General features: G+C 71.7%; 27 protein-coding genes and 2 pseudogenes. 13 read left to right on the top strand and 16 right to left on the bottom strand.

The window, feature by feature from the left end; all coding sequences use genetic code 11:
* Positions 1–192 precede the first annotated feature (192 nt).
* Positions 193–1,344, bottom strand: coding sequence for a hypothetical protein (locus HHX41_RS18550; RefSeq protein ID WP_182906969.1), 1,152 nt, complete (start codon positions 1,342–1,344; stop codon positions 193–195).
* A gap of 416 nt (positions 1,345–1,760) precedes the next feature.
* On the opposite strand from HHX41_RS18550, the pseudogene HHX41_RS18545 reads away from it, so the two are divergent.
* Positions 1,761–3,584: pseudogene (locus tag HHX41_RS18545) on the top strand (glycoside hydrolase family 3 protein); the annotation flags it as partial.
* An 8-nt stretch (positions 3,585–3,592) separates the two neighbouring features.
* Here the strand turns inward: HHX41_RS18545 and HHX41_RS42340 are convergent.
* Positions 3,593–3,793 (bottom strand): hypothetical protein, encoded by a 201-nt coding sequence (locus tag HHX41_RS42340; protein ID WP_396794807.1) that lies wholly within the window; start codon positions 3,791–3,793, stop codon positions 3,593–3,595.
* On the opposite strand from HHX41_RS42340, the gene HHX41_RS42335 reads away from it, so the two are divergent.
* Positions 3,753–4,064, top strand: a complete 312-nt coding sequence (locus HHX41_RS42335) for a cellulose binding domain-containing protein (RefSeq protein WP_396794805.1) — start codon at positions 3,753–3,755, stop codon at positions 4,062–4,064. The two genes, HHX41_RS42340 and HHX41_RS42335, sit on opposite strands and share 41 nt — an antisense overlap.
* A gap of 31 nt (positions 4,065–4,095) precedes the next feature.
* On the opposite strand, the gene HHX41_RS18540 is transcribed toward HHX41_RS42335, so the two are convergent.
* The 5 genes from HHX41_RS18540 to HHX41_RS18520 all read right to left on the bottom strand — a co-directional run bounded on the left by HHX41_RS18540 (position 4,096) and on the right by HHX41_RS18520 (position 6,735).
* Positions 4,096–4,512: a DUF3592 domain-containing protein gene (locus HHX41_RS18540; protein WP_182906967.1), complete on the bottom strand. Its 417-nt coding sequence runs from the start codon at positions 4,510–4,512 to the stop codon at positions 4,096–4,098.
* A gap of 81 nt (positions 4,513–4,593) precedes the next feature.
* Positions 4,594–5,010: a DUF3592 domain-containing protein gene (locus tag HHX41_RS18535; RefSeq protein WP_182906966.1), complete on the bottom strand. Its 417-nt coding sequence runs from the start codon at positions 5,008–5,010 to the stop codon at positions 4,594–4,596.
* 70 nt (positions 5,011–5,080) lie between these two features.
* Positions 5,081–5,494, bottom strand: coding sequence for a PH domain-containing protein (locus HHX41_RS18530; protein WP_169984427.1), 414 nt, complete (start codon positions 5,492–5,494; stop codon positions 5,081–5,083).
* A gap of 103 nt (positions 5,495–5,597) precedes the next feature.
* Complete coding sequence (locus tag HHX41_RS18525) at positions 5,598–6,206, bottom strand: DUF5709 domain-containing protein (protein ID WP_182906965.1); 609 nt, start codon at positions 6,204–6,206, stop codon at positions 5,598–5,600.
* A 37-nt stretch (positions 6,207–6,243) separates the two neighbouring features.
* Positions 6,244–6,735, bottom strand: coding sequence for a metallophosphoesterase family protein (locus HHX41_RS18520; protein WP_182906964.1), 492 nt, complete (start codon positions 6,733–6,735; stop codon positions 6,244–6,246).
* A 131-nt stretch (positions 6,736–6,866) separates the two neighbouring features.
* On the opposite strand from HHX41_RS18520, the gene HHX41_RS18515 reads away from it, so the two are divergent.
* Entirely contained in the window at positions 6,867–7,007 is a 141-nt protein-coding gene (locus HHX41_RS18515) for a hypothetical protein (RefSeq protein WP_169984430.1), read from the top strand.
* Between the two features lie 99 nt (positions 7,008–7,106).
* On the opposite strand, the gene HHX41_RS18510 is transcribed toward HHX41_RS18515, so the two are convergent.
* Both HHX41_RS18510 and HHX41_RS18505 read right to left on the bottom strand, forming a co-directional pair.
* Entirely contained in the window at positions 7,107–7,562 is a 456-nt protein-coding gene (locus tag HHX41_RS18510) for a hypothetical protein (RefSeq protein WP_182906963.1), read from the bottom strand.
* A gap of 126 nt (positions 7,563–7,688) precedes the next feature.
* On the bottom strand, positions 7,689–8,642 hold the full coding sequence (locus HHX41_RS18505; protein WP_182906962.1) for a Ppx/GppA phosphatase family protein: 954 nt from the start codon (positions 8,640–8,642) through the stop codon (positions 7,689–7,691).
* A gap of 114 nt (positions 8,643–8,756) precedes the next feature.
* Between HHX41_RS18505 and HHX41_RS18500 the strand changes: the two genes are divergently transcribed.
* Together HHX41_RS18500 and HHX41_RS18495 are read left to right on the top strand one after the other, a co-directional pair.
* Positions 8,757–10,505: an ATP-dependent DNA helicase RecQ gene (locus tag HHX41_RS18500; RefSeq protein ID WP_182906961.1), complete on the top strand. Its 1,749-nt coding sequence runs from the start codon at positions 8,757–8,759 to the stop codon at positions 10,503–10,505.
* Between the two features lie 123 nt (positions 10,506–10,628).
* Positions 10,629–11,012, top strand: coding sequence for a hypothetical protein (locus HHX41_RS18495; RefSeq protein ID WP_169984434.1), 384 nt, complete (start codon positions 10,629–10,631; stop codon positions 11,010–11,012).
* A gap of 85 nt (positions 11,013–11,097) precedes the next feature.
* Here HHX41_RS18495 and HHX41_RS39730 read toward each other — a convergent pair.
* Positions 11,098–11,244 (bottom strand): annotated as a pseudogene (locus HHX41_RS39730) (alpha/beta fold hydrolase); the annotation flags it as partial.
* Positions 11,245–11,311: 67 nt separating this feature from the next.
* Between HHX41_RS39730 and HHX41_RS18490 the strand changes: the two are divergent.
* Together HHX41_RS18490 and HHX41_RS18485 are read left to right on the top strand one after the other, a co-directional pair.
* Positions 11,312–13,726, top strand: coding sequence for a Tex family protein (locus HHX41_RS18490; RefSeq protein WP_182906960.1), 2,415 nt, complete (start codon positions 11,312–11,314; stop codon positions 13,724–13,726).
* A 142-nt stretch (positions 13,727–13,868) separates the two neighbouring features.
* Positions 13,869–14,432 carry a hypothetical protein gene (locus tag HHX41_RS18485; RefSeq protein ID WP_220504191.1) on the top strand — a complete coding sequence of 188 codons (564 nt, stop codon included), beginning with the start codon at positions 13,869–13,871 and terminating at the stop codon, positions 14,430–14,432.
* A gap of 62 nt (positions 14,433–14,494) precedes the next feature.
* On the opposite strand, the gene HHX41_RS18480 is transcribed toward HHX41_RS18485, so the two are convergent.
* From HHX41_RS18480 to HHX41_RS39725, 3 genes are all read right to left on the bottom strand, one after another.
* Entirely contained in the window at positions 14,495–15,742 is a 1,248-nt protein-coding gene (locus HHX41_RS18480; protein WP_259401081.1) for an allantoate amidohydrolase, read from the bottom strand.
* Complete coding sequence (gene hutU / locus HHX41_RS18475) at positions 15,735–17,450, bottom strand: urocanate hydratase (protein ID WP_182906958.1); 1,716 nt, start codon at positions 17,448–17,450, stop codon at positions 15,735–15,737. Before hutU ends, HHX41_RS18480 begins: the two co-directional genes overlap by 8 nt.
* A 63-nt stretch (positions 17,451–17,513) precedes the next feature.
* Entirely contained in the window at positions 17,514–18,662 is a 1,149-nt protein-coding gene (locus HHX41_RS39725) for a MurR/RpiR family transcriptional regulator (protein WP_259401080.1), read from the bottom strand.
* A gap of 109 nt (positions 18,663–18,771) precedes the next feature.
* Between HHX41_RS39725 and HHX41_RS18460 the strand changes: the two genes are divergently transcribed.
* Positions 18,772–19,893: an MBL fold metallo-hydrolase gene (locus HHX41_RS18460; RefSeq protein ID WP_259401079.1), complete on the top strand. Its 1,122-nt coding sequence runs from the start codon at positions 18,772–18,774 to the stop codon at positions 19,891–19,893.
* Between the two features lie 74 nt (positions 19,894–19,967).
* On the opposite strand, the gene HHX41_RS18455 is transcribed toward HHX41_RS18460, so the two are convergent.
* Complete coding sequence (locus tag HHX41_RS18455; RefSeq protein ID WP_182906957.1) at positions 19,968–20,342, bottom strand: STAS domain-containing protein; 375 nt, start codon at positions 20,340–20,342, stop codon at positions 19,968–19,970.
* 144 nt (positions 20,343–20,486) lie between these two features.
* Between HHX41_RS18455 and HHX41_RS18450 the strand changes: the two genes are divergently transcribed.
* The 3 genes from HHX41_RS18450 to HHX41_RS18440 all read left to right on the top strand — a co-directional run bounded on the left by HHX41_RS18450 (position 20,487) and on the right by HHX41_RS18440 (position 22,939).
* On the top strand, positions 20,487–20,858 hold the full coding sequence (locus HHX41_RS18450) for a hypothetical protein (RefSeq protein WP_220504190.1): 372 nt from the start codon (positions 20,487–20,489) through the stop codon (positions 20,856–20,858).
* Positions 20,859–20,952: 94 nt separating this feature from the next.
* Positions 20,953–21,627 carry a DUF6766 family protein gene (locus HHX41_RS18445; protein WP_182906956.1) on the top strand — a complete coding sequence of 225 codons (675 nt, stop codon included), beginning with the start codon at positions 20,953–20,955 and terminating at the stop codon, positions 21,625–21,627.
* Positions 21,628–21,739: 112 nt separating this feature from the next.
* Positions 21,740–22,939 carry a hypothetical protein gene (locus tag HHX41_RS18440; RefSeq protein ID WP_182906955.1) on the top strand — a complete coding sequence of 400 codons (1,200 nt, stop codon included), beginning with the start codon at positions 21,740–21,742 and terminating at the stop codon, positions 22,937–22,939.
* Positions 22,940–23,002: 63 nt separating this feature from the next.
* Here HHX41_RS18440 and HHX41_RS18435 read toward each other — a convergent pair whose 3' ends face one another.
* A complete protein-coding gene (locus HHX41_RS18435; RefSeq protein ID WP_182906954.1) occupies positions 23,003–23,584 on the bottom strand; it encodes a hemerythrin domain-containing protein in 582 nt (193 codons plus the stop codon).
* A 128-nt stretch (positions 23,585–23,712) separates the two neighbouring features.
* Positions 23,713–25,041, bottom strand: coding sequence for a cellulose-binding domain-containing protein (locus tag HHX41_RS18430; RefSeq protein WP_182906953.1), 1,329 nt, complete (start codon positions 25,039–25,041; stop codon positions 23,713–23,715).
* A gap of 427 nt (positions 25,042–25,468) precedes the next feature.
* Between HHX41_RS18430 and HHX41_RS18425 the strand changes: the two genes are divergently transcribed.
* On the top strand, positions 25,469–26,497 hold the full coding sequence (locus HHX41_RS18425; protein ID WP_169984445.1) for an ROK family protein: 1,029 nt from the start codon (positions 25,469–25,471) through the stop codon (positions 26,495–26,497).
* A 129-nt stretch (positions 26,498–26,626) separates the two neighbouring features.
* Entirely contained in the window at positions 26,627–26,974 is a 348-nt protein-coding gene (locus HHX41_RS18420) for a hypothetical protein (RefSeq protein ID WP_182906952.1), read from the top strand.
* The last annotated feature ends 2 nt before the right edge of the window (positions 26,975–26,976 follow it).

The following is a 26,976-nucleotide window of genomic DNA, read 5'->3' as shown; positions in this document are numbered from 1 at the left end:
TACTGACCTGCCCCGAAACGCCGGGGTCGGACCGCCCGCGCCGCCGCGGGAGCGGGTCTCGCACATCGTCGATGCCGGTCGCCGGAGTCGGGCCGGATCGAGACGGACGACGATCTGCCCGTTCCTGACGTCGGCGGTCGGGGCGGCCACCCGTGGCCGCCCCGACCGTCCTTCCACAGCGCGTGCTCAGGTCTAGTCGTCGCAGTGACCCGGGCCGATGATTCCGTTGTTGTAGTTGTCGAGCGTGGTGGCCAAGAGGTTGACGTCGTTCCGGTCGGCCTTGCTCAGCGAGTTCCAGCTGCTCGGGGCGTGGGTGGCGAGGAAGGCGTCCGCGTCGGCGATGGCGCCGGCCACCGCGGAGCCGTCCGCGCCGCCGGCGATGCCGAGCTTCGCGGCGAGCAACTGTCCTCGCAGCTTGTTGATGCCGTTGCTGGCGGCGCCGTTGAAGTTCAGGATGGCGACGGCGTCGTTCGTGGTGGTCACCTCATGGCTGAGCTGCCCGTCCGGAGTGCCGAGCCAGACCGGCAGCATCGGCGCCACGGCCTTGGGGTGGTTCTTCCAGTAGCCGATGGTGAGCGTGCATCCCGCGGGCGGCGGAGTGGTGCAGGTGACCGCCACCGTCGCGGTCGCGGAGGGTCCCGCCGTGTTGTCGTCGGTGTGGGTCAGGGTCGCCGTGTTCGTCCGCACACCGGCGTCGTCGCAGCTGAACGTACGCGTGTAGGTCGTCGTGGCGCTGCCGGCGAACGTTCCGAGGTTCCCCTGCATCGTGTCGTCCACGGACACCTCGCCGTGGACGGGGGTGATGCTCGACGGCCAGCCGAAGCTGGCGGACGTGTTCGGGCCGAATGGGGTCCCCAGGTGTCCCGAGTGGTTGGTGATCGAGGTGTCGGCCGACACCTTGTACGCCTTTCCGGCCTCAGGCGGCGACGGGACGGCTACCTCGTACCCGTAACAGCGGGACTCGCCCGGCGCCAGGACCGGATGGCCGGAGGTGTCGAGCGGCGTCGAGGCCACGACCGTGGCGCTCGGCGGCTTCGTGACGTTGATCACCGAGGTCAGGCCCCCTGTGGCGACGGCGCCGCCGTTGGTGATACAGACCTGTCCCGCGATGTACGCGGCTTCCGTACCGTTGTCCCTGGTCAACCCCACCACGTAGGTGACGTCACCGGTTTCACCGGGAGCCAGGTCCAGACTGGCCGGGTCAGCCGTTTTTGTAACGTTCCATGCGTACGTCTTGGTCCAGCGCGGCGCAGCCGACACCGTCTGAGCCAGCGTCGTGCCGGCCTGCGAATCGGCGAGTGCCGGCGCCGCCGACAGTCCGCCGGCCACGACTAGCGCGACCACAGGCACCCAACCGAGGCGTCGTGTCCGAAATTGCATATCTCTTCCCTTGCTGGGCCCGCCACCACCACGACCGTTCGATCGTGGCAGTGGCGGGTTGCTACTTATGTAATGTCCGAGTCTAGGAATTTTGCACCCATTTAGCCATGCATGCGGTGTTTTCTGAGTAGTTGTAAAGAGGCCTGTCCGGGGCATCGAGAGCCGCCGCACCTGACGCGTGCTACCGGCGATCGTCTGATCGAGTTCTCCGAGGATCCGGCCGGGCTTCACCCGTCGAGCGGCCGCGTGCCCGAGGAGGCCGGGCCGCGCGGCGTGAAAGTTTCCTCGCGCGTGGCTGGTGGTGAGTGTCCGGGAGTCGTGTCGATTGACCCGAATTCCCGCCGATTCCTACGGTCGGCAGGAATTTCGAGGGAGGAACCATGACATCCCGGCTGAGACCCGTCTGGGTCACCGCGCTCGTGGCGCTGCTCGCGGCGGCGCTGAGCGTCGTCTTCACCGCCGATCGCAGGGCCGCGCGGGCGGCGGACGCCCCGTACAAGGATCCGGCCCTCCCGGTGGCGACACGGGTGGACGACCTGCTGTCCAGGATGTCGCTGGACGACAAGGTCGGGCAGATGACCCAGGCCGACCGGTCGGCCCTGACGACGATCTCCGACGTCGCGACGTACCGGCTCGGCTCGATCCTGTCCGGCGGCGGCTCGGCGCCCTCGCCGAACACCGCCTCGTCCTGGGCCGACATGTACGACAACTTCCAGCGGCAGGCGCTGTCCACCCCGCTCGGCATCCCGATGATCTACGGGGTCGACGCCGTACACGGGCACAACAACGTCGTGGGCGCGACGATCTTCCCGCACAACATCGGGCTGGGGGCGGCCCGCGACCCCGACCTTGCGGAGCGGGTCGGTCGGGCGACGGCCGAGGAGGTGGCGGGCACCGGAATCGACTGGACCTTCGCGCCCTGCCTGTGCGTGGCCCGCAACGACCGCTGGGGCCGCACATACGAGTCCTTCGGCGAGGACCCGCAGCTCGTCACCCAGATGACGACGATCGTGGACGGCTTCCAGAAGGCCGGGAACGCCTCCATCCTCGCCACCGCCAAGCACTACGTGGGCGACGGCGGCACCACGGGCGGCAAGGACCAGGGAAACACCGAGCTGAGCGAGGCCGACCTGCGCGCGATCCACCTCGCGCCGTTCAAGGCCGCCGTGCAGCGGGGCGTGGGCTCCGTCATGGTGTCCTACAGCTCCTGGAACGGCGTGAAGATGCACGGCAACAAGTACCTGCTCACCGACGTGCTGAAGGGCGAGCTGGGCTTCACGGGCTTCGTGGTCACCGACTGGGCGGGCATCGACCAGCTCGACGGCCAGACCGGCTTCACCGCTAACGAGATCACCACGGCGATCAACGCGGGTGTCGACATGGTGATGGTGCCGACCGACTACAAGAGGTTCGTCTCGCTGCTCAAGCAGGAGGCGCAGGCCGGGCGCATCGCGATGTCGCGGATCGACGACGCCAACCGGCGCATCCTGACCGAGAAGTTCAAACTGGGGCTGTTCGAGAAGCCGCTGACCGACCGCTCCTACACCTCGACCGTGGGCAGCGCGGCGCACCGCGCCGTGGCCCGCGAGGCCGTACGCAAGTCGCTGGTCCTGCTGAAGAACGCGGGCAACGTGCTCCCGCTCGGCAAGAGCGGCGGCAAGATCTTCGTGGCCGGCAAGAGCGCCGACGACATCGGCAACCAGAGCGGCGGCTGGACGATCAGCTGGCAGGGCTCGTCCGGGAACATCACCACCGGTACCACGATCCTGCAGGGCATCCGCGACGTCGTCGGCTCCGGCACACAGGTCACCTACAACCGCGACGGCAGCGGCATCGACTCGTCCTACCGCGCGGCGATCGCCGTGGTGGGCGAGACGCCGTACGCGGAGGGCCAGGGCGACCGGACCGGGTCGATGGGCCTGGACTCGACCGACCTGGCCACGCTGCAGCGGCTCAAGGCGTCCGGCGTGCCGCTGGTCGTGGTGCTCGTCTCCGGCCGGCCGCTGGACATCGCCGGTCAGCTCGACCAGTGGAACGCGCTGGTGGCGGCCTGGCTGCCGGGCACCGAGGGGCGCGGCGTGGCCGACGTGCTGTTCGGCGACTACGCCCCCACCGCGAAGCTGCCGATGACCTGGATGCGCAGCGCCGACCAGCAGCCGATCAACGCGGGGGACGGCAAGCAGGCGCTGTTCGAGTACGGCTTCGGGCTGACCTACGCGGGCTCCAGCCCCTCCCCCTCCCCGTCACCTTCACCTTCACCGTCTCCGTCCCCTTCCCCGTCACCGTCTCCGTCACCGTCGCCCTCTCCGTCCCCCAGTCCGTCGCCCAGTCCGTCGCCCAGCGCCAGCCCGTCGGCGCCGTCCGGCGGGTGCGTGGTGACGTACAAGGTGAACGACTGGGGCAGCGGGTTCACCGCGGACGTGACGATCACCAACCGGTCGTCGAGCCCCGTCAACGGGTGGAGGCTCCAGTGGACCTACGCCGGCAACCAGAAGGTCACCGGCTACTGGAACTCGACGGTCACCCAGTCGGGCCAGCAGGTCACCGCGTCCAACGCCACCTGGAACGGGACCATCGGCGCGGGCGGCGGCACGGCGAGCTTCGGCTTCCAGGGGTCCTACAGCGGCGCCAACGCCACCCCCGCCGCGTTCACGCTCAACGGGACGGCCTGCGCCACCGGATGACGGCGCCCCGAGGGGGCGGGGACACCGCGGCTCAGAACGTCTGGGCCAGCGCCACCCCCGCCCCCGCGGCGAACAGCACGATGCCGACCGCGAGGAAGATGCCGCCGAGGAGCGTCCCGCTTCCCGCCGCGCTGTCGATGCGGATCCGCGTCGGCTTGGCCGGGTCGTACAGCACCGTGACCTCCTCACCCGGCCGGGCGGGCGGCGGGTTGCTCCCGTAGGCGGTCTCGGCCTCGACCTGCTGGCCGTACATCGTGGTGAAGCGGATCGTGGGGTAGTAGACGGTCCCGTCGTCGGAACGGCTCGCCCGCAGCCCGACGACCAGGCCGCGGGTGCGCTGCGCCCGGCGGCGGAACTCCCTCGCGTTCATCGTGATGCCGCCGCCGATGAGGCCGAAGAGGAGTCCGATGCCCGAAAGGATCAGGGTGATGAGAGCGCTTTGTGACACGCTCGGACCTTAGGCCCCCGCGCTTGCGATCGGCTTGAACCGTTCCGGGCCCGTACGGCCAGCGCCGTCCGGCGAGTCGGGTCAGGACACCTGGTTCATCGTCATCCCCGCCCACATGGCGAACGCGGCGATGCCGGCGGCGAGGAAGATGCCGCCGTGCAGGGTTCCGTCGCTCCAGGCGCTGTCGACGCGCACCCGCCCGGGCCGGGCCGGGTCGTACACGATCGGCACGTGCTCGCCCGGCCGCCCGGGCGGGGGGCTGCTCCCGAACCGCGCCTCGGCCTCGACCTGCCTGCCCTGCTCCGTGGTGAAACGGACCGTGGAGTAGTACATCGTGGTGTGATGGGACCGGCGCGCCCGCAAGCGCACGATCTGCCCCTGGGCTCGCCGTCCCCGTCTGCGGAAGCGCCGGGCCTGCAGCACGATTCCGCCTCCCAGCAGCCCGAAACCAGCGCCTACACCGAGGAGGATCGGTCCCATGAGAGCGGAGGTGGACACGTTCGCACCATAGTGTTCGCGGCGTGCGATCGCACGCTCATTCCCTGACGTCCCCGGTCGACCGGCCGTCTCAGGGACGCAGGCGCATGAGCGTCTCGGCCACGTCGACGACCGGCTCACCGAGGTCGAAGCGGCTGAACAGGTGGATCTGCTCGCCGGCGTCGATCTCCAGCAGCTCGGTCGTGAGGCCGTAGCGGCGATGGGAGTCCACCCGGATGCGGTCCACATCGTTCCAGGAGATGCGTTCCCGCCCGGCGAGCCCGGAGACGACCAGCCCGTCCTCCCCCGCCGCGAGCCGCACCGGCGCGACCAGGTCGCGGCCGGTCAGCAGGCCGATCCCCAGGGCCGCCACGCCGGCGAGGAAGAGCTGCGCGCCGTCGCCGGCGACCGCCAGCACACCGCACAGCACGGTGCCCGCGGCCTTCAGCGCAACGATTCCGCGCGGCACCCGCCATTCGTGCCGCGGCTCCTCAACTCCCGCCATCGAGGCAGCGTAACCAATGTGAGGTCCTTTCGCGGCTCCTTCTCGCCCGCTCGCGCCCCCGCGGCGGCGACGGCGGCCCGGCCCCCGGCCGCCGCCGTCTCCCCTACGGCGTCTCGTCCTCCACGCGCATCGCCTGCTCCTCCGCCGTGTAGCCGCCGAGGTCGGGCCCGACGTCCTCGGCGATCAGGTCCTTCTCGGTGTCCACGCCCATGCCGCCGTCCGGATCGACGAGCCGTCCGGCCCGGCCGGGTTCGCCGGTGCCGTACCTGCCCGGCTGGGACGGGTTGACGGTCGCGTAGTTCGCCGGGTCGTCCGACCCGTATCCGCCCGCATCGTCGCCGGTCTCGTACCACTCGTACGGCTGGTCGGCGCCCTCGCCGAGGACGTCGGCCTCGGCTCCGGAGGAGTCGAGCAGTTCGTCGCCGGCCTCCCCGGCCTTCTCCTCACCGCGGCCCCCGGGACCGGTCCGCGTGCCGAACCGGACGTCCAGGTCCGGCTCCTCGCGGGACAGACGCAGTTCGTGGGGCTCGCCCTCGCGCATCTCCGTGGTCGTGGTGCCGTACTCGTCGAGGCCCAGGGGCCGGTCGCCGGGCAGTGGCATCTCCTGCGGGTCCTCGGCCCGCTGCTGCCCGGGCGTGCCCTCCTGCAGGTCCGGAATGCCTTCGTCCTCGAACCGCGAACGCGGGTCGGTCTGTGGTCTGTTCTCTCTCATACCGGCCCCATGCCCCGCCGCGCGGCCCTTAGGCAGGTCAGGTGACGGGGACGATCTCGGCCCGCCGGAGCACGCCGCCCTCGACGTCGAGGACGCCGATCGTGCCGTGCGGCTGGCGGCGGCGGTCGGTGGGCGAGCCGGGGTTGAACACCCGCACTCCGTCGCCGGCCACGTCCATGGGGATGTGCGAGTGGCCGAAGACGACCAGATCGGCGTCGGGGAAGCGGCGCCGCATCCGCGCGGCCCGCCCGGCGGCCTGTCCGCTGTCGTGGATCATCGCCACCCGGAGTCCGCCGAGGTCGAGTTCGAGCGTCTCGGGGGCGCCCCAGGCCGCGACGTCCGGGCCGTCGTTGTTGCCGAGCACCGCGTGGACCCGCGCGTACGCGGACAGCTCCACCAGGACGTCCGCGGTGCAGACGTCGCCGGCGTGCAGGATCAGGTCCGCCCGGCGCAGGTGCCCGGCGACCGCGGGCGGGCAGGACTTCCAGCGCCGCGGCGCGTGGGTGTCCGCCAGCACGACGACCTTCACCGTTCCATCTTCCCCCAGGAGAAGAGGTGCCAAATCACGTATTCGGGGAATAGAGATCAGCGTCCCGCACGACCCTCACGCCCTGCACCCCTACACCGGTCTCCCCCGGCCGGTCCCGCTCGGGAGGAACGATGAGCAGGCAGATCGCCGACGGCTTCCAGGCCCCAACCCTGTCCGAGCTCGAGGCACGCGTACGCGGGCTGGAGACCCAGGTCGCCCACCTCACCGAGCTGGTCAAGACGTTGTCCGGGCAGAACCGGGAGAGCCGCTGACGGCATCCCCGCCCGGGTGCCCGCCGCCCGGAACGACGGCGTCCCCGCCAGGGAAGACCTGACGGGGACGTCGGCATGGGCCTCGCCTACCGGCGACGGTTACACGCGGCGCGCGGAGGCGGCGACGGCCCGGATCTGCCGGTTCGCGCCCCGGCCCGCCGGGTGCCCGCTCGCGTGTCCGTTGCCGGACCCGTTCGCGGGCGTGCCGGCGGATCCGATCACGGAGCCCTTGGCGGCTCCGCTCGCGGACCCGTTCGTGAGCGCTTGACCGGACCCGTTCGCGGACACTTGACCGGACCCGTTCGCGGACACTTGACCGGACCGGTTCGCGGACGCACCGGTCTCCCGGGCCTCGGCGGCCCGGGAGTCCCGCGCGCGCTCGTCCGTGCCCGTGCCCGCCGGGACGGGTATGGCCCGCCCGTAGGACTCGCGCCCGGTGCTCACCGCCATCACGCCCAGCCAGGCGAGGGTCGCGACCGCGATCGCCACCACCGCCGCGAGCACCAGCACCGCCACCGCCGCCAGGGAGACCACGGCTCCCAGCAGCTCCACCATTGAGATTCCTCCAGAGGTCGACCCCGATTACGGCACTCCGGTGGCCGGTGGAACACCACCCGCCACATGAGGGAACGGAAATTGCCGGATATTGGTGCCTTGCCCCGTTTGGATGACCCTCATACCTTACTGATCGGCCAGCGGGGGGCGACCCATGGGCAGGCCGTCGAGCCTGCGCAGGATCACGCCCTCCCGCAGCGCCCACGGGCAGATCTCCAGCACCGGCAGCTCGAACAGGTCCATCGCGGCGTCCGCGACGACCGCGCCGGCGAGAAGCTGCGCGGCCCGCCCGGCGGACACGCCGGGAAGCTCCGCCCTGCGGGCCGCCGGCATCGCCGCCAGCCGTGCCGTCCACTCGACCAGGTCCTCATGCGTCAGCGTCCGCTTGACGTACGGGCCCTCGCCCGACGAGGCCGCCCCCGCGATGCGCGCGAGCTGGCGGAAGGTCTTGGACGTGGCGACGGCGTGGTCGGGCCTGCCGTACCTGGCGACCGCCCCGGCCGTCCGCCCGATCTCGGTACGCACGTGCCGGCGCAGCGCGCGGAGCTCCTCCGGGCCGGGCGGGTCGGCGGTGAACCAGTCACGGGTGAGCCGTCCCGCCCCGAGCGGGAGGGAGACCGTGACGTCGGGCTCCTCGTCGATGCCTGAGGCGATCTCCAGCGAGCCGCCCCCGATGTCGGTCACCAGCAACCGCCCGGAGGACCAGCCGAACCAGCGGCGCACGGCCAGGAACGTCAGCCTGGCCTCGTCGTCCCCCGACAGCACCTGGATGTCCACCCGCGTGTCGGCCTTGATCTGCGCCAGCACGTCCTCACCGTTCACCGCGTCGCGCACCGCCGAGGTGGCGAAGGCGACCAGGTCCTCCACGCCCTTGTCCTCGGCGATGCGGGCCGCTTCACGCACGAAGGCCCCGAGCCGCGCCGCGCCCTCCTCACTGAGCCTGTCGCCGTCGACGAGGTGCTCGGCCAGCCTCAGCTCCTCCTTGTGGGAGAACGCCGGGAGGGGCCGGGCACCCTGATGCGCGTCCATGACGAGCAGGTGCACCGTGTTGGAACCGACGTCCAGGACTCCGAGTCGCATGCTCCCGACGGTACCGCCCGCCCGGGAAAGATCCACCGCCTCCCGGGCCCACTTCCGGTTCGACCCTTTCCCCGGGGGTAGTTGCAGGCCGTTCGGGCGAGGGAGTGCGATGGCATGAGCGTCAGGCAGAGATATGGGGGCCTGTCCGGCGGACGACCCGGTGACAGGCTCGGCGGCGCCGGGGGCGGCTGGTCGCGGGACTGGTCGGGAAGCTGGGCCGGCGGCTGGGCCGGGGGCCGCTTCGGCCGGCGGTTCGGACGCAGGGGCAGGCGCCTGCGGGCCACGGCCAGGGACGCCTTCGGCTGGCAGCAACTGCGTCCCGGCCAGCAGGAGGCGATGGAGCTCCTGCTCGCGGGGCGCGACGTGCTGCTGGTGATGCCCACGGGCGGCGGCAAGTCGGCCGTCTACCAGGTGCCCGGGTTGCTCCTGGAAGGCCCGACGATCGTCGTGTCGCCGCTCATCGCCCTGCAGCGCGACCAGGTCATGGGCCTGCTCAAGGCGGGGGCCGCGGGCGCGGTCGCGGTCAACTCGGCCGGCTCGGTCGAGGCGGGCCTCGATCAGGTCAGCGCGGGCGACGCCGAGTACGTGTTCCTTTCGCCGGAGCAGCTCGCCAAGCCCGAGGTGGTCGAGCGGCTGGCCGAGGCCCGGCCCTCCCTGATCGCGGTGGACGAGGCGCACTGCGTGTCCACCTGGGGCCACGACTTCCGGCCGGAGTATCTGCGGCTCGGCAAGGTCATCGAGCGTCTGGGCCATCCCCCGGTGATCGCGATGACGGCCACGGCCGCGCCGACCGTACGCGAGGAGATCGTCGAGTCGCTCGGCCTGATCGGGGCCCAGCAGATCGTGCGGGGATTCGACCGGCCCAACCTGCATCTCGAGGTCCACCGGTTCACGAGCGACGACGACAAGCGCAGGGCCCTGGCCGACCACGCCGCCGGGCTGGACGGCGTGGGGCTGGTCTACGTGGCGACGCGGCGCCAGGCCGAGGAGTACGCCGACCTGCTGAAGGAGCGCGGCCGCCGGGCCGAGGCGTACCACGCGGGGATGAAGGCGAAGGAACGTCGCCGCATCCACGAGCGGTTCCAGGACGACGACCTCGACACCGTCGTGGCGACCTCGGCCTTCGGGATGGGCATCGACAAGCACGACGTGCGTTACGTGCTGCACGCCGCGCCCCCCGAGTCGCTCGACGCGTACTACCAGGAGATCGGCCGGGCGGGCCGGGACGGCAACCCGGCCGAGACCGTGCTGTTCTACCGGCCCGAGGACCTGGGGCTGCGCAAGTTCTTCGCCTCGGGCCGCGCGGACGAGAACCTGATGCGGCGCGTCGCGACGCTGGTCCACGAGCACGGCGGGGAGGTGGCCGCCGCCGACCTGCGCGAGCTCCTCGACATCGGGACCGCCAGGCTGACCTCGCACGTCAACCTGCTGGAGCGGGCGGGCGCGGTCGAGGTCAGCCACGGTGGCGCCCTGCACTACGCGCCGGACGGCCCGCCGCCGGACGAGGCCGCCGCCCGCGCAGTGGAGATCGACGATCTCCGGCACCGGATGGAGGACTCCCGGCTGGAGATGATGCGCGGCTACGCGGAGACGACCGGCTGCCGGCGCCGCTTCCTGCTGGAGTACTTCGGCGAGCCGTACGAGCGGTCGTGCGGCGACTGCGACACCTGCCGCTCCGGGACCGTCACCCCGCCGGAGACCGGCGACGGGCCGTTCCCCATGCACGCGAACGTACGGCACGCGGAGTGGGGGCACGGGATCGTGATGAGCCGTGAGCAGGACCGGATCACGGTGCTGTTCGACTCCGTGGGCTACAAGACGCTGGCGCTCGGCGTGGTCGACGAGCTGCTCGAAGTGGTCTGACGGATCCCGGGGTACGCCCGTCCGGCTGGGCAATCATTACCGATCGTGGCCTTGGCCCCACTTGCAGTGGTTTCGCCCGGTGTCGAGACTCGTAGAGGGGTCTTGAGTTCGGGGGTGGTACCGGTGCGGGAGGGGATCAGCACCAGGGAGACGTGGCCGTTCGAGTGCTTGCACTGCCTGCGGGTCTGGGAGGAGGAGTACGTCGTCCACCGCAGGTGCGACGAGCACGGCAACGACGTCGTCGTGTGGGTCCGGGACGAGGTGGCCGTCCAGCCGCCCTGGTCAGGGATGACCTGCCCCGGGTGCGGCTGCGGGACCGTGACCACGTTCCCCACCGGTTACCTTGCGCACCATCCGGAGATCACGCTCGGCCGTCCGGCTCTGGAGATTCCCGCGAAGGAGGAGCCCTCCCGAGGCGGACGGTGGTTCGCGTCGCACGGCCTGCTCACGCTCGCGCTCCTGCTGCCGGCCGGTCTCGGCCTGTACGAGAGGCTCACCGCGCGCTGAGCCGCCCCGCCCGGCAATCGTGAGCGCCGCCCGCGCCGCGCATCGCCGGGAACCGGCTGCGGAGCAGGCCCGGATGGGCGGCGGGCGCGGTGGTCTGTTTCTCCCAGGAGCGGCCGTCGAGCGGGTACCCGTGGATCAGCACGACAGGGCGGCCGGAGCCGTGGTCCTCGTATGCAGGCGGAACCGCGCGAGTGCCCGTTGATCGTCCGGCGCCGGCGGAGGTTGTCCACAGGTGGCGTGAGGGGACCCGGCGGATCCGGCAGAATGAGAGCCCTCCCGGAAGAAGGCGGATCAGGATCGTGACGACGTCCATTCAGCAGCGGATCGCCGAAGAGCTCGGCGTGCGCGAGAGCCAGGTCACCGCGGCCGTCGACCTGCTCGACGGCGGGGCGACGGTGCCGTTCATCGCCCGGTATCGCAAGGAAGCCACCGGTGCGCTCGACGACGCCCAGCTGCGCACGCTGGAGGAGCGGCTGCGTTACCTGCGCGAGCTGGAGGAGCGGCGGGCGGCCATCCTCGACTCGATCCGCTCTCAGGGCAAGCTCGACGAGGCCCTGGAAGCGCGGATCATGGAGGCCGACTCCAAGGCCCGGCTGGAGGACATCTACCTGCCCTTCAAGCCCAAGCGCCGGACCAAGGCGCAGATCGCCAGGGAGGCGGGGCTGGAGCCGCTGGCGGACGCGCTGCTGGCCGACCCGTCGCTGAACCCCCAGGCGACCGCGGAGGGATACGTACGCGAGGGCGTGGCCGACGCCGCCGCGGCGCTGGAGGGCGCCAGGGCCATCCTGGTCGAGCGCTTCGCCGAGGACGCCGACCTCATCGGCGACCTGCGGGAGCGGATGTGGTCCCGGGGGCGGCTCGTCTCCCAGGTGCGGGAGGACAAGCAGGAGTCCGGCGCCAAGTTCTCCGACTACTTCGACTTCTCCGAGCCCTTCACCCGGTTGCCCTCGCACCGCATCCTCGCGATGTTCCGGGGCGAGAAGGAGGAGGTGCTCGCGCTCACCCTCGACCCGGAGGCCGAGGAGCCGAACGACTACGAGGCGCGGATCGCCCGGCGTTTCGGCATCGCCGACCAGGGCCGCCCGGCCGACAAGTGGCTGCTCGACACCGTGCGCTGGGCCTGGCGGACGCGCGTCCTCGTCCATCTGGGCATCGACCTGCGCACCCGGCTGTGGCAGGCGGCCGAGGAGGAGGCCGTGCGGGTGTTCGCGGCCAACCTGCGCGACCTGCTGCTCGCCGCTCCCGCCGGGGCGAGGCCGACCATGGGCCTCGACCCGGGCCTGCGCACCGGGGTGAAGGTCGCGGTCGTGGACGGCACCGGAAAGGTCGTGGCCACCGAGACGATCTACCCGCACGAGCCCAGGCGGCAGTGGGACCAGTCGCTCGCGGTGCTGGCCCGGCTGGCGGCCGAGCACAAGGTGGAGCTGGTCGCCATCGGCAACGGCACCGCGTCGCGGGAGACCGACAAGCTCGCCGCCGAGCTGGTCAAGCACATGCCGCACCTCACCAAGATCATGGTGTCGGAGGCCGGGGCCTCGGTGTACTCCGCGTCGGCCTACGCCTCGCAGGAGCTGCCCGGTCTCGACGTCTCGCTGCGCGGCGCGGTATCGATCGCGCGGCGGCTGCAGGACCCGCTGGCCGAGCTGGTCAAGATCGACCCCAAGTCCATCGGCGTCGGCCAGTACCAGCACGACGTGTCCGAGGTGAAGCTGTCGCGCTCGCTCGACGCGGTGGTGGAGGACTGCGTGAACGGGGTGGGCGTGGACGTCAACACCGCGTCCGCCCCGCTGCTGACCCGGGTCTCCGGCATCAGCTCCGGACTGGCGGAGAACATCGTCGCGCACCGGGACGCCAACGGGCCGTTCCGCTCCCGGACCGGGCTGAAGGACGTGCCGCGGCTCGGCCCGAAGGCGTTCGAGCAGTGCGCGGGCTTCCTGCGCATCCCCGGCGGCGACGACCCGCTCGACGCCTCCAGCGTCCACCCGGAGGCGTACCCGGTGGTGCGCCGCATCCTCGACTTCAGCAAGAGCGACCTGCGCACGCTGATCGGAAACACCTCGGCGCTCCGCACGCTGAAGCCGTCCGACTTCGTCGACGACACCTTCGGCTTGCCGACCGTCACCGACATTCTGAAGGAACTGGAGAAGCCGGGCCGCGACCCCCGTCCGGCGTTCAAGACCGCCACCTTCAAGGACGGCGTCGAGAAGCCCTCCGACCTGTCGCCCGGCATGATCCTGGAGGGCGTCGTCACCAATGTCGCCGCGTTCGGCGCGTTCGTCGACATCGGCGTGCACCAGGACGGCCTGGTCCATGTGTCCGCGATGTCGAACTCGTTCGTGAAGGACCCGCGCGAAGTGGTCAAGCCCGGCGACATCGTCCGGGTCAAGGTGCTCGACGTCGACCTCCAGCGCAAGCGCATCTCGCTCACGCTGCGCCTGGATGACGAGACAACGGGCAACGGCCGCAGGGGCGGGCCGGACGGCGAGGCCCGGGGCGACCGGCAGGGCGGCCGGCGCGGCCAGCCGCGCCAGAACTCCCCCCGTCAGAACCAGGGCGGCCAAGCCCAGGGCGGCCAGAACCAGGGCGGCAGAGGCGGGTCTGGCCGCGGCAGCGGGCGGGGTTCGGGCGGTGCCCCGCAGGGCGGGGCCATGGCCGAGGCCCTGCGCCGGGCCGGCCTGGCCGACCCCGGCTCCGGCGACCGCCGATCCCGCTGACGCCCTCCCGGTCCACCCGCCTGCTCGCTCCCCGTTCAGGTGACCGCCGATCCCGCTGACGCCCTCCCGGTCTGCCGCCTGCTCGCTCCCGGCGCCCGCCTTCGGTGCGCCGGGACCGGCGACGAAAATGCCCCGCGAGGCAATGGACGCGGGGCACAGGGCCGATCAGGAACGATGGCCGGTCATTCGGTCACTGCTGCTGTTGCTGCTGCTGACCTCCCCGGCCCTGTTGCTGTTGCTGTTGCTGCTGCTGACCGCCTCGGCCGTGCTGCTGTTGCTGCTGTTGCTGCTGGCCTCTTCCTTGCTGCTGCTGCTGTTGCTGCTGCCCGGGATGGTGGCGGCGGTGATGTTCACGGTGATGGTGACGGTGACGGTGGCGCCTGCGGCATTCGCCTCCCGGGCAGTCCCCCGTGCTCGACGGCCTGATGACCTGCTCGGTCGTGCCGGCGGCGCCGGCGGGCTGCGTCTGCATCGTGACAGGGACGACGAGGGCCGAAGCCGTCACGACGGCAGCAGCCAATGCGTGTCTGAACATGGGAATCCCTCCGTCGGCTCCGTGCTGAGAAAGCGGACGACGTCCGAGTGCACGGAGCTCGAATCGATCCATCGAACCTTGGATCTGGACCCTGGTTCTCACGCTAAAGGCATCAAACGCCTCAGTCACCCATCAGGGAGCAAACAAGCACTGGTAGCACTAAAAGGCTAAATTCGCCCAGTTGGCACCCAGCTTGGGCAACTCGCGCCGGGGGGGTTCAGCCGCCGGTGCGCTCAGAGAGCCGCGCCGGGGCCGTCGGCGGCCGGAGCGAGCAGGTCCTCCAGGATGGCGGCGAGGGCGGCGACCCCGGCGAGGCAGTCGACCTCCTCGGCGTGCTCGTACGGCGAGTGCGAGACACCCGTGGGGTTGCGCACGAACAGCATGGCCGCCGGGACCTCTCCTGCGAGGATGCCGGCGTCGTGCCCCGCCCCCGTGGGCAGCACCGGCGCGCCGCCGAGGACGCGCGCGACGCGGTCGCGCAGTGACGCGTCGAAGTCCACGACCGCCGTGTAGGACTCCCGGGTAACCTCGGCCCCTTCGGCCGCCCGGGCCGTCTCCTCGACGAGGCTGTCCAGCAGGGCGGCGTCGGGAGCCCGGCAGTCGAGCCACGCGGTGACCAGCGACGCGATGGCGTTGGTGCCGTTGGGCTCGACCCTGACCCTGCCGAAGGTGGCCAGGGCCCCCAGACGCTCGGCGCCCGCCCGAGCGGCCAGCACGGCCGCCGCGTAGGCCGGCATGGGGTCGCGCCGGTCCTCCAGCCGGGTGGTCCCGGCGTGGTTGGCCTCCCCGTGGAAGTCGAAGCGCCAGCGGCCGTGCGGCCATATCGCCGAGGCGACGCCGACCGGGTACGGCGTGCCGGCGAGGTGGCGGCCCTGCTCCACGTGCAGTTCCACGAACGCGCCGACGAGCGCGAGGCGCTCGTCGTCGCGCCCGGCGGCCCCCGGGTCGCGTCCCGCCCGTTCCATCGCGGCCGCCAGGGTGACGCCGTCCGCGTCCCGCAGCGCCCCCGCCGTCTCCGGGCGGACGGCGCCGGTCATCAACCGCGACCCCAGGCAGGCAAGGCCGAACCTGGCGCCCTCCTCCTCGGTGAAGTTCACCACCGCCAGCGGCCGCTCCGGCCGCAGGCCGCGCGCCCGCAGGGCGTCGAGCGCGGCGAACGCCCCCACGACACCCAACGGGCCGTCGTACGCCCCGCCGTCGGGCACCGAGTCGAGGTGGGAGCCGGTCACCACGGCGTTCCCGGCCGCGGGATCGCCCAGCCAGGCCCACTGGTTGCCGTTGCGGTCGATCTCGTACGTCAGGCCTCTCTCGCGCGCCTGCCCGGCGAACCAGGCCCGGCACTCGGCGTCCGCCGCCGTCCAGGCGTGCCTGCGGTACCCGCCCGTCGCGTCGTACCGGCCGACGGGGAGCAGGTCACGCCACATGCGGCGGAAGCCGTCCGCCACCTCCTCGGGCAGGACCCGCGCCGCTCCCTCAGGCATCGGCGTCCGCATCGGCCGGCCCCGCCCCGGTCATCGGGACGCGTACGCCTCGCTCGCGGGCGATCTCGGCGGCCCGGTCGTACCCTGCGTCCACGTGCCGGATCACGCCCATGCCGGGGTCGTTGGTCAGCACCCGGCGGATCTTCTCCCCCGCCAGCGCGGTGCCGTCGGCGACGGTGACCTGCCCCGCGTGGATGGAACGGCCGATGCCGACCCCTCCTCCGTGATGGATCGACACCCAGGATGCGCCGGAGGCCACGTTGACCATGGCGTTGAGCAGCGGCCAGTCGGCGATCGCGTCGGAGCCGTCGAGCATGCCCTCCGTCTCCCTGTAGGGCGAGGCGACCGAGCCGCAGTCGAGGTGGTCGCGCCCGATCACGATGGGCGCGGAGATCTCCCCCGAGGCGACGAGGTCGTTGAACCGCTCCCCGGCCCGGTCGCGCTCGCCGTACCCCAGCCAGCAGATCCGCGCGGGCAGGCCCTGGAAGCGCACCCGCTCCCCCGCCATCCTGATCCACCGGGCCAGCGGCTCGTTGTCCGGGAAGAGATCGAGGATCGCGCGGTCGGTCGTCGCGATGTCGGCCGGGTCGCCGGACAGCGCCGCCCAACGGAACGGGCCCTTCCCCTCGCAGAACAGCGGCCGGATGTAGGCGGGCACGAACCCGGGGAAGTCGAACGCCCGCGCGTAGCCGGCGAGGCTCGCCTCGCCCCTGATCGAGTTGCCGTAGTCGAACACCTCCGCGCCGGCGTCCTGGAAGCCGACCATCGCCTCGACGTGCCGGGCCATCGACTCGCGCGCCCGGTGGGTGAACCCCTCGGGGTCCTTGCGCGCGAGCGCGGTCATGTCCTCGAACGCGACGCCGAGCGGCAGGTACGCCAGCGGGTCGTGCGCGCTCGTCTGGTCGGTCACGACGTCGATCTCCGCGCCCCCGGCCAGCAGGGCGGGCACGGCCTCGGCGGCGTTGGCCACGACCCCGATCGACAGCGGGCGGCGCGCGTCCCTGGCCTCGTACGCCAGGCGCAGCGCCTCCTCCAGGCTCTCGGCCCGCACGTCGAGATAGCGGTGGCCGATGCGGCGCTCGACGCCGCGCGGGTCGCAGTCGACGCAGATCGCCACGCCGCCGTTCATCGTGACCGCGAGCGGCTGCGCGCCGCCCATGCCGCCGAGCCCGGCGGTGAGGGTGATCGTCCCGGCGAGGCTGCCGCCGAACCGCTTGGCCGCGACCGCCGCGAACGTCTCGTACGTCCCCTGCAGGATGCCCTGGGTGCCGATGTAGATCCACGAGCCGGCCGTCATCTGGCCGTACATCGTGAGCCCGAGCCGCTCCAGCCGCCGGAACTCCGGCCAGGTCGCCCAGTCGCCGACGAGGTTGGAGTTGGCGATGAGCACCCGGGGAGCCCACTCGTGGGTGGTCATCACGCCGACCGGCCGGCCCGACTGCACCAGCAGCGTCTCGTCGGCCCGCAGGGTGGTGAGCTCGCGCACGATGGCGTCGTACGACCGCCAGTCGCGGGCCGCCTTGCCGCTGCCGCCGTAGACGACGAGCCGCTCCGGGTGCTCGGCGACCTCGGGGTCCAGGTTGTTCATCAGCATGCGCAGCGCGGCCTCCTGCTGCCAGCCGCGCGTGTTGAGCGTGCCGCCACGCGGAGCCCGGACGGGTGCGCGGACGGGAGCCCGGTTGAGGGCGCTGTCGCCGTCGTCAGCCACGAATCCTCCCTTCACCCGCGCCCGCGGCGCATGGTTCCATTCATCCTGAATGAATGAATAGATTCAGTCAATGAGGAATACCCCACGGGCCGCGGCCGACGCCTCGAACGCCTCCAGGCGGGCCTGCGCCCCGGGCAGTTCGTCGCACATGGCCTCCAGCAGCACCCGGCCGAGCATCATCGGCGCGCAGGCCGTGTCGAACACCAGACGCGTGCCCACGGCGGCGGTGAGCAGGACGTGCGACAGACCGGCGAGAGACGGCACCCGCCGGTCCGCGACCGTGACGACGTTCAGCCCGGCCGCGCGGGCGGCGCGGAGAGCGTCCACCAGTTCGGCCGGGTAGCGGGGCAGGGCGAAGCACAGCAGGGCCGTCGCCCCGGCCGCCGCCGCCTGCTCGACGCGGTCGGCCAGAAGCGACCCCGCCTCGTGCAGGGGCCGTACGTCGGGGTGGATCTTCGCCGCGAAGTAGGCGAACCCGGCGGCCTGGGCCGCGGCGGCCCGCAGGCCCAGCACCGGAAGCGGTCGCGATGCGGCCAGCAGGCGGGCGGCCTCGGCGACGGGCCCGGGGTCGTCCAGCGACCGGGCCAGGGCGCGCAGGTTCTCGATCTCCGCCAGCACGGCCCGCCGGTACTCGCCACCCGGGCCGGTCGCCGAGTCGAGGCCAGGACCGTGATCCTCGGGCGCCTGCCCGTCCCCGCCGCCGCCGGGAAGCCGAGGGGCGACCGCGGGCGCGGAAGAGCCCGCGTCCGGTCCGGCGTCTTTCCCGTTCCGGCCGGCCCCGTCCCGTCCCCGGCCGGGCGGTACGCCCAGCTCGCGGAACCTGCGCCGCAGGCCGGGGTATCCGCTGTAGCCCAGCGCGATCGCGAAGCGGGTCACCGACGGCTGGCTGACCCCGGCCAGCTCGGCCACTTCGACGCTCGACAGGAACGGCGCCTCGGCGGCGTGCCGTGCGAGGCAGTGGGCGATCCTGCGCTGCACGGGTGTCAGCCGGTGCCCCTCGAACAGCCGCAGCAGGCGGGACGCGGCCTCGCCGTCGACGTCGCCGAAGTCGCCGAAGACATCGACGACATCGAGGACGTCACGGTCGCCGGGCACGTCACGGCCGCCGAGGTTGCCGAGGTGGCCGCCCGGGCCGTCGTCCGCGTTGTGGCCGGTGTTCATCTCCCCCGCCTCACCGGCCCACGCCGGGCCGGTCGGTCTGCATGCTTTCATTCAAAGGCAGTCTCCTCTGACGGGTTGTCCACAGGCAAGGCGCCGTCGGCGCGCACCGGTGCGGCGATTGCCTAGTCTGATCGGCAGAACCCAGCAAGGGAGATTGCCATTGAAGATCGGTGGTTCGAGAAGTAGTGACCTGGGCCGGCGCGTGGGGCTCGTCGCGGGAGCGGCCGCCCTGGCGGCGGCGGTGTGGGCGGTGCGGAACGTCCCCGCCGCGCTGGGGGCGCGGCCGTCGGGCGAGCGGGCGAGCCGGGTGCGGCGCTCGAAACAGTTCCGTGACGGCGCCTTCCGCAACACGACGCCCAGTCCCGTCCTTCCGCCGGGGACCAGGAAGCAGGTCGCCCGCGAGTTCCTCCGCCGGACGCCGCGCAGGCCGCGCCTCCCCGTTCCCCTGATGACCCCCGGCCCGTCCCAGGGCGGGGACCTCGACGCCGTCTGGTACGGCCACTCCTCGGTGCTGATCGAGATCGAGGGGCGGCGGGTGCTGCTCGACCCGGTGTGGAGCGAGCGGTGTTCCCCGGCGTCGTTCACCGGGCCGCGCCGCCTGCACCCTCCGCCGGTGCCGGTGTACGAGCTGCCCGAGCTCGACGCGATCGTCATCTCGCACGACCACTACGACCACCTCGACATGGACACGGTGCGCCTGCTGGTCCGCACGCAGTCCGCGCCGTTCCTGGTGCCGCTCGGGGTCGGCGCCCATCTCGAGCGCTGGCGGGTGCCCGCGTCCCGGATCATCGAGCTGGACTGGAACGAGGAGGCCACGGTGTCCGGTCTCCGGTTCGTGGCCACCCCCGGCCGTCACTTCTCCGGCCGCGGGTTCCGCCGGGACCAGACCCTCTGGGCCTCGTGGGTCGTCGCGGGCGAGCGCCGGCGGGTCTTCTACACCGGCGACTCCGGCTACTTCGACGGGTACGCCGCGATCGGCGAGACGTACGGGCCGTTCGACCTGTCGGTGGTCCAGATCGGCGCCTACAGCAAGGGCTGGCCGGACATCCACATGACACCCGAGGAGGCGATCCTCACGCACCTCGACGTGCGCGCCCGGGTGCTGCTGCCGGTTCACTGGGGCACGTTCTCGCTCGCGCCGCACGCCTGGAACGACCCGGTCGACCAGCTGTGGCGGGAGGCCAAGGCACGCGACGTGCGCCTCGTGGTGCCGCGGCCGGGCGAGCGCGTCACGGTCGACGACCCGCCGCCGGTGGACGGCTGGTGGCAGACGATCATGTGATGAGCCGGATGCCGGGCCTGCGGGGCGGGCGCTCCCGGCCCGGCGGCTACCGGCCGCGGGCACACGCCGGGAGATCAGTTCATGTGAGCCGCGTCGGGAGGCTCGGCCACCGAACGGCGCAGCGCGTCGGCGCGGGTCGGATACATGGTGAGCCGCGAGCTGAGGCCGAGCAGCGAGAACAGGTGGCGCATCTGAGGGCTCATCCCGCAGACCGCGCCGTCTCCGTCCTTGGGCGGGTTGCGGACGCAGGCGTCGATGAGCACGCGCATGCCGGCGCTGTCGATGAACCGCAGCCTCTCCAGGTCGAACAGGATGCGCGTCGCGGGACGGGCCACGAGGGGGGCCACCTGCTCGCGCAGCGCGGGGACCGTGAGCACATCGAGCTCACCGCTGAGGGTGATGAGGGTGAAGGGGGGCGACTGCGCCACCGACACCTGGAAGTCGTGCAAGGATCCCACCTCCGTTGGTGAGATGACCCCACCCGGAACTCCTTCCGGAATCGCCCATATTACGCGTAACCGACGAATAATCCCATCTGCCTGACGAAAAACTGTGTGCAGGTTTCACTTCCGTCCCCCGGGTAGTCGCGATCCATGGGCATTCGAGCAACGGCGGTCGTCTGCCTCACACTCGTCGCCGCGGGGTGCGCGTCCGCGGACGACGCGTCGATCACCGCGACGACGGAGCGCTTCCTGTCCGGGGCCGGGCAGGGCCGGGGAGGCCAGGCATGTCTGCTCCTGGCCCCCGAGGCGGCGCGCTCGCTGGACGAGTGCGAGAGACAGATCGTGTCGGCCGGCCTGCGCACGGGCGCCGTACGCGGCGTCGACGTGTGGGGCGACGAGGCGCGGGTGCGGGTGGACGGCGACACGCTCTTCCTGCACCGGTTCCCCGAGGGCTGGCGGGTGCGGGCCGCGGGCTGCGAACCCCGGCCGGGACAGCCGTACGAATGCGAGGTGGAGGCGTGAACGGCGCGCGGACGCTCTATGCGGTGCTGCTGGTCACGGTCGTGCTGGTTCTCGCCTACGTGATCGTCGTCGGCCTGGCGGGGAGGTAGCGGCGGTGAAGCGCCTCATCAGGGACAACGCGCTCGCGCTGTGCTTCCTGCTGCTGTTCCTGCTGAGCCTCGCCGGGCAGTCTGCGGCGGGCGCGGCGGCGTTCAGCGAGGAGCGGGTGGCGGGCGGCGGCTCTCCCGTGACCTGGGCCGACTACGTCACCTCGTCGGCCTTCGCGGTGGACGTCGCTGAGAACTGGCAGTCGGAGTATCTGCAGTTCTTCCTCTACATCCTCATCACGGTCTGGCTCGTGCAGCGCGGCTCGCCGGAGTCGAAGAAGCGGGGCGAGGAGGGCCTGGAGACCGACGCCGAGCAGAAGGCCGGCCGGCACGCCGAGCCCGGCTCCCCCGCGTGGGCGGCGGCGGACGGCTGGCGGCGGACGGTGTTCAGCCACTCTCTGGGCATCGCGATGGGCCTGCTCTTCCTGCTGTCCTGGCTGGCCCAGTCCGTCGCGGGCCTCGCGGCGTACAACAACGAGCAGCTCGCCCGGCTGGAGGACCCGGTCGGCTGGGGCGGCTACGTGACCTCCGCCGACTTCTGGAACCGCACGCTGCAGAACTGGCAGTCGGAGTTCCTCGCGGTCGCCTCCATGGTCCTGCTCGCGATCTTCCTGCGCGAGCGGGGCTCACCGCAGTCGAAAAGGGTCGGCGACCCGCACTCCAGGACGTCGTCCGCGGGCTGACGGGTGGCCCTCGCGGCCGGATGACAATCTAGGGCAAAGCTCCGAATGTCCACGTTTGTCGCATTCCGCGGCTTGGGTACGCCCAGCGCCAATCGTGGGGAGGAGCACCGAGATGACGTTCAATCCGCTGCAGGAGCGGGGGATACCGCTGGATCGGCAGCTGCGCAACTGGCGCGAGCTGAATGTCACGCCGATCGACCCCGACCGCGCCGATCCCTACACCCGGTGCCGGATCATCACGATGAACGGCATCGAGATCGAGGCGATCATGTTCAGCCATCATCTCGCCCGGCACCACGCCGATCTGGAGGTCAGGCAGCGGCTGGCTGAGGTGCGCTACATCGAGGCACAGCAGCAGAGGACGGTGAACTGGCTGCTGCCGGGGCTGGCCTCGGTGCTGGAGACGACGATCGCCTATGAGCAGGTGGCGGTGGACCTGACCGCCTGGGTCGCCCGGATGGAGCCCGACCCCTATCTCAAGCAGGCCTACCAGTTCGGCGTGCTGGAGGACTTCGATCACCTGTACCGCTACGCCAACCTGTACGAGATGATCGAGCACCGCAAGGCTGAGAAGATCGTCGACCGGGTGACCGAGGTGATGCCGGGCCGGCCGACGAAGATGCACCACCGCCACCCGGCCGACAACGTCCGTGAGCACTACAACCGCGAGACCGCACAGGCGATCTCCAAGCTGCACGCGCTGACCGTCATGTCCGCGGAGCAGCAGACGATGAACTTCTACATGAACGTCGGCCCGACGTACATGGAGCCGATCGCGCGGCAGCTCTACCAGGAGATCGGGCTGATCGAGGAAGAGCACGTCACGCACTACGAGTCGCTGGTCGACCCGGGCGAGACGTGGTGGGAGCAGCTGCTCAACCACGAGTACAACGAGTGCTACCTCTACCACTCCTTCATGGAGACCGAGTCCGACCCGAAGGTCAAGACGATCTGGGAGCTGCATCTCAACATGGAGCTGGAGCACCTGCGGATCGCCGCGGAGCTGTTCCGCCGGCACGACGGGCGCGACCCGGAGCAGCTGCTGGCCCCGGCGCTGCCCAAGCCGGTGACGTTCGAGCCCAACAAGGACTACCTGCGGGAGCTGATCGCCACGCAGATCGACTACACCACCCTGGGCACCGGCTACGTCCAGGAGGCCCACGAGCGGTTCCAGCGCTGGCAGGAGCAGCTGATGGGCGGGGAGGAACCGCCCAGCGAGCGCGTCATCGACGAGAACCGCGCCAAGTCGGGCGACGAGTACCGCCTGGAGCTGGAGGGCGCCCACCCTCTCTACAGCCTGCGCACCCACTGACCGGGCGAACCCCCGGCTCGGGTCCGTACGTGCGCGGGCCCGAGCCGGGGGCTCGCAGGCCTGCTACCTGCGCAGCGCCTGGCGGATCAGGTCCCGCGCCCGATCCATGATCGCCGCGGGCGGGCCCAGGAGCAGGTTCCTCGTCATCGTCTCCACGCCCGGGTGCGGGCGGGTGGGCGCCATCGCCTCGGCGGCCCGGACACCGAGGGCCATCGCCCGCCGCTCGGCCGCCGTCGTCTCGGCCCGGAGCCTGGTGAACTCGTACCGCTCCTCGGCCCGCGCGTGCGCGAGCACGGCCATCCGCAGCCTGTCCAGCTCGGCCATGAAGCCGGGATGCTCCGGGCCCATCTCGTCCAGCCTGCTGAGCATCACCTTGGCCTCGCGCTCCTCCTTGAGCCGGTCGGCCACCACGCCGGTCCCCCCGTCCACCCGCAGCCGGGTGTAGGGGTGGACGATCTCCTCCTCCGCCGTCTCGTGGACGGCCAGCATGCGCACCAGCCGCCGGAACGGCTCACGGCGCTCGCCCGGCGCGGTGTGCTCCACCTCGTCGAACATGTCCCTGATCAGCGCGTGCTGGTGGACGAGCAGGTCGACGACGTCGCCTTCCTTCATCAGTTCCGGCATCGGGTGCTGCACGTCGGTCATGTCCCTCTCCCCTCGGATACGGCGCCCGGCCTCCCCTCGGAAGGCCGGGCGCCGGACGAAAACGGGACCACGGTCGAGCCTGACCGCATCTGGCGGACACCCGGCTATCTACCCCTGACCTGCGGTGATCAGCAGCCGATCGGGCTCGATCCCAGCGCCACGTCGTCGTACCAGATGACGTCGGAGTCGCTGCCGTAGCTCTCCCAGCCGAGGCGCAGCGTCGTGGGCCGCGGCGCGGTGGATCGGCGCAGCCACTGGGCGTCCACGTCCTGCGTGGGCGTGCCGTCCACCGTGAGGCCCCTGATCTCCTGGTCGTCCAGGTACGTGCGCATCGCCTGCTTCGTGGTGTCGACCTGGAAGCGCAGGCACACCCAGCGGTTGACGGGCAGCGGGCTGCTCAGCGCGACCCCGGTGGGGCTCTGCTCGGGCAGCGTGGCGTCGTCGGACTCCCGGTTCCACTGGAGGGCGCCGCCCTGGCCGCCGATCCGCAGGTCCTTGCCGCCGTCCCTGGAGTCCGCCATCGTGATCATGGTCACGTGGTTCGCCGGCAGGGCGGTGGTGTGCCGCACCCACATGCGCCCGTAGACCACGGGCGAGATGGCGGAGACGTTCTTGGTGCTCGAGGCGAAGACGTGGTTGCAGTAGTTGCCGCCGCCGTTGATCCGCAGCGACTTGCCGCCGCTGTGCGCGGTGGTGGAGTCGATCGTGGCGGTGCCGCTGCCCGAGCAGTTCGGGGTGGTCACCTGCCACTCACCCGACGGCGTGCCCGACTGGTCCTCGAAGCCGGAGCAGACGACCAGGCCGCTGCCCGAGCAGCCGGACGGCGTGGGCGACAGCGACGGTGACGGGGAGGGCGACGGTGACGGGGAGGGCGACGGTGACGGGGACGGTGACGGGGACGGCGAGTGGTCGACAGTCGGCGACGGCGACGGCGACGGGGACGGGGATGGCGAGTGGTCGACGGTCGGGGACGGCGTCGGCGAGGGCGACGGGGAGACCCCGCCGCCGTCACACGACACGCCGTTCAGCGACCAGTCGGACGGCGTCGTGAGGCTGCCCGACCAGGTGCCCTGGAACCCGAAGTCGGTCGTGCCGCCCGTGGCCAGCGAGCCGTTGTAGCCGACGTTGACCGCGGTCACCGCCGTACCCGACTGGCTGACCTGGGCGCTCCAGGCGTTGGTGATCTGCTGGCCGGTGCCCGCCGTCCAGCGCAGCGTCCATCCGCTGACCGCCGGGCCGAGGTTGGTCAGCCGCACCGACGCGGTGAAGCCGCCCGGCCACTGGTTGGTCGTGTAGTCCACCTTGCACACGGGGGCCGCGGAGGCGGTGCCGGGCACCAGCACGACCACGAGACCGGCGACCAGCGCGGCGAGCGCCGCGACCAGGCGCGCCGCCGGAGAGCCCGGCAGGCCACCGGCGCCGGGGCGAACCCCTCGGACAGGACGGAACTGCTTCATGCGTACCTCGATTTCTGCGCATCCGCTCGTTCGGCGCGCCGCCCGGGCCCGCGCCGCGCCCGCCGGACAGGCACGGACGGGCGGGCAGTCTCGGGCAGGCGCGCGCGCTCGGGCCGCGGGCCCTGGGACAGACGGGTCGCGACGCTGCGGCCCCCGGACGCAGATGTTTTCTCCGGGTCGCCTGACCGGTCAACGGACGCCCTCGGCGCCGGGGCGGGACCGCCCGGCCGACGGCGGCATCCGGCGCAGCTCATGGGCACCGCCACCGCCGGAGACGACCGGAGACGGCCGCGGCCCGAACTGAATCTTTCACCGTGCGCGCCCCCGCGCGGCACGCCTCCCGCCTGTTGCGCCCCGACCTGTGCCCGCGGGCGCCGGCTCTCGTAGTCTTCGCACTGACACGCACGAACGCAAAGGACATCCCCCAATGGCAGATGCAGGGTCCTGGGTCGTCGTCGGGCTCGACAACGGCGGCACCAGCAACAACGCGACCGTTCTCGACGCCTCCGGGCGGTTCCTCGTGGACCGGATGGTGGAGACGCCCAGCCTCGTACGGGAGGGTCCTGAGGTCGCGGTCGAGCAGCTCCTCCTCGCCCTCGACAACGTGCTGGAGCTGACCGGCACGCCGCGCTCCACGGTGCGCGCGGTGGGACTGGACACCCCGGGCCCGGCCAGCGCCGACGGCGTGATCTCCTCGAAGGGCGCGACCAACTTCGTCGATCCCGGGTGGTTCGGCTTCGACTTCCGGGGGGCCCTGGAGTCCCGGCTGGGGGTGCCGGTGGTCTACAACAACGACGGCAACGCGGCGGCCCTCTACTCCCATCACGTACGCTTCGGGCCCGACGCCTGGCAGCACTCGTCGGTCTCCGCCATCGTCGGCACCGGCCTCGGCGGCGGCGTCATCCAGTCGGGGCACGTGGTGAAGGGCGCGGCGGGGATGGCCGGCGAGCTCGGGCACGTCCACATCCCCCTGCAGGGCCTGCTGGAGGAGGACCAGCCGCTGCCCGAGTGCAACTGCGGCTTCGTCGGGGACGCCGAGAGCGTGGCCTCGCTGACCGGCATCGAGAAGAACCTGCTGCCCTACTGGCTGACTCGCTTTCCCGATCACGAGCTCCACCGGGCCGGGTCCGCCGGGAAGGCCGCCAAGCTGCTGCGCGGCTACGCCGAGAACGGCGACCCGCTCGCGCTCAAGGTCTTCGAACAGCAGGCGATGGCCATCGGCAGGCTGTTCACCATCGCGGCCAACTTCACCGACCCGGACGCGTACTTCCTGGGCGGCGGAGTGGTGGAGGCGGCCCCGCACTTCCGCGAGTGGTTCCTCGAGAAGGTCCGCGAACACACCCTGCTGCGCGAGGAGCAGCGGCGGGTAACCACCGTGACGCTGGTGGAGGACCTCGACATGGCCGGCGCACGGGGCGCGGCGCTCGCGGCCCTCGCCGAGATCGTCGGCCGCTGACACGGCCGTCCGCCCCGCGGCCCGGCCGCGGCGTGTGTCCTGGACGGATCACACGCCCGGCCGGGGCCCGGTGAACGGAACGTCCAGAGCGAGTTGCGAATCTCGTGCGAAACGGCACGATGCGAACTCGTGAACGACACAGACCTGCTCAACGGCCGCCGCTTCGTCATGATCAGCTCCACTGCCAGCGAGGTGAACGCCGACGCGCCCACCGAGTTCGCGTACGAGGAGTCGGGCGGCGTGATCTGGGGGCACTACACCGGTGACACCGTCGTCCACGGCCGGTTCGTCGGCACCCGGGACGCCGACCGCATCGAGATCTCCTACGTCCACCTGCTGAAGACCGGCGAGCGCGCGAGCGGCCGCGGCGCCAGCCGCATCGAGACGGCCGGGGACGGCCGGCTGCGCCTGGTGGAGGAGTTCCAGTTCGAGGACGACGACACCACCCACATCAGCATCTGCGCCGAAGTGGTCTGAAA

It is taken from the genome of Microbispora sp. H13382 (assembly GCF_014161445.1).
Taxonomy (GTDB): Bacteria; Actinomycetota; Actinomycetes; order Streptosporangiales; family Streptosporangiaceae; genus Microbispora.
This window is presented reverse-complemented; position numbering and strand designations above follow the sequence as displayed.

Coding starts and splice junctions, on each gene's coding strand:
- HHX41_RS18515 (WP_169984430.1), top strand. CDS start 6,867: ATGAGCAGGCAGATCGCCGACGGCTTCCAGGCCCCAACCCTGTCCGAG.
- HHX41_RS18485 (WP_220504191.1), top strand. CDS start 13,869: ATGGACGCGGGGCACAGGGCCGATCAGGAACGATGGCCGGTCATTCGG.
- HHX41_RS18450 (WP_220504190.1), top strand. CDS start 20,487: ATGGGCATTCGAGCAACGGCGGTCGTCTGCCTCACACTCGTCGCCGCG.
- HHX41_RS18530 (WP_169984427.1), bottom strand. CDS start 5,494: ATGGCGGGAGTTGAGGAGCCGCGGCACGAATGGCGGGTGCCGCGCGGA.
- HHX41_RS18480 (WP_259401081.1), bottom strand. CDS start 15,742: ATGCCTGAGGGAGCGGCGCGGGTCCTGCCCGAGGAGGTGGCGGACGGC.
- HHX41_RS18510 (WP_182906963.1), bottom strand. CDS start 7,562: ATGGTGGAGCTGCTGGGAGCCGTGGTCTCCCTGGCGGCGGTGGCGGTG.
- HHX41_RS39725 (WP_259401080.1), bottom strand. CDS start 18,662: ATGAAAGCATGCAGACCGACCGGCCCGGCGTGGGCCGGTGAGGCGGGG.
- HHX41_RS18425 (WP_169984445.1), top strand. CDS start 25,469: ATGGCAGATGCAGGGTCCTGGGTCGTCGTCGGGCTCGACAACGGCGGC.
- HHX41_RS18505 (WP_182906962.1), bottom strand. CDS start 8,642: ATGCGACTCGGAGTCCTGGACGTCGGTTCCAACACGGTGCACCTGCTC.
- HHX41_RS18435 (WP_182906954.1), bottom strand. CDS start 23,584: ATGACCGACGTGCAGCACCCGATGCCGGAACTGATGAAGGAAGGCGAC.
- HHX41_RS18440 (WP_182906955.1), top strand. CDS start 21,740: ATGACGTTCAATCCGCTGCAGGAGCGGGGGATACCGCTGGATCGGCAG.
- HHX41_RS18430 (WP_182906953.1), bottom strand. CDS start 25,041: ATGAAGCAGTTCCGTCCTGTCCGAGGGGTTCGCCCCGGCGCCGGTGGC.
- HHX41_RS18500 (WP_182906961.1), top strand. CDS start 8,757: ATGAGCGTCAGGCAGAGATATGGGGGCCTGTCCGGCGGACGACCCGGT.
- HHX41_RS18525 (WP_182906965.1), bottom strand. CDS start 6,206: ATGAGAGAGAACAGACCACAGACCGACCCGCGTTCGCGGTTCGAGGAC.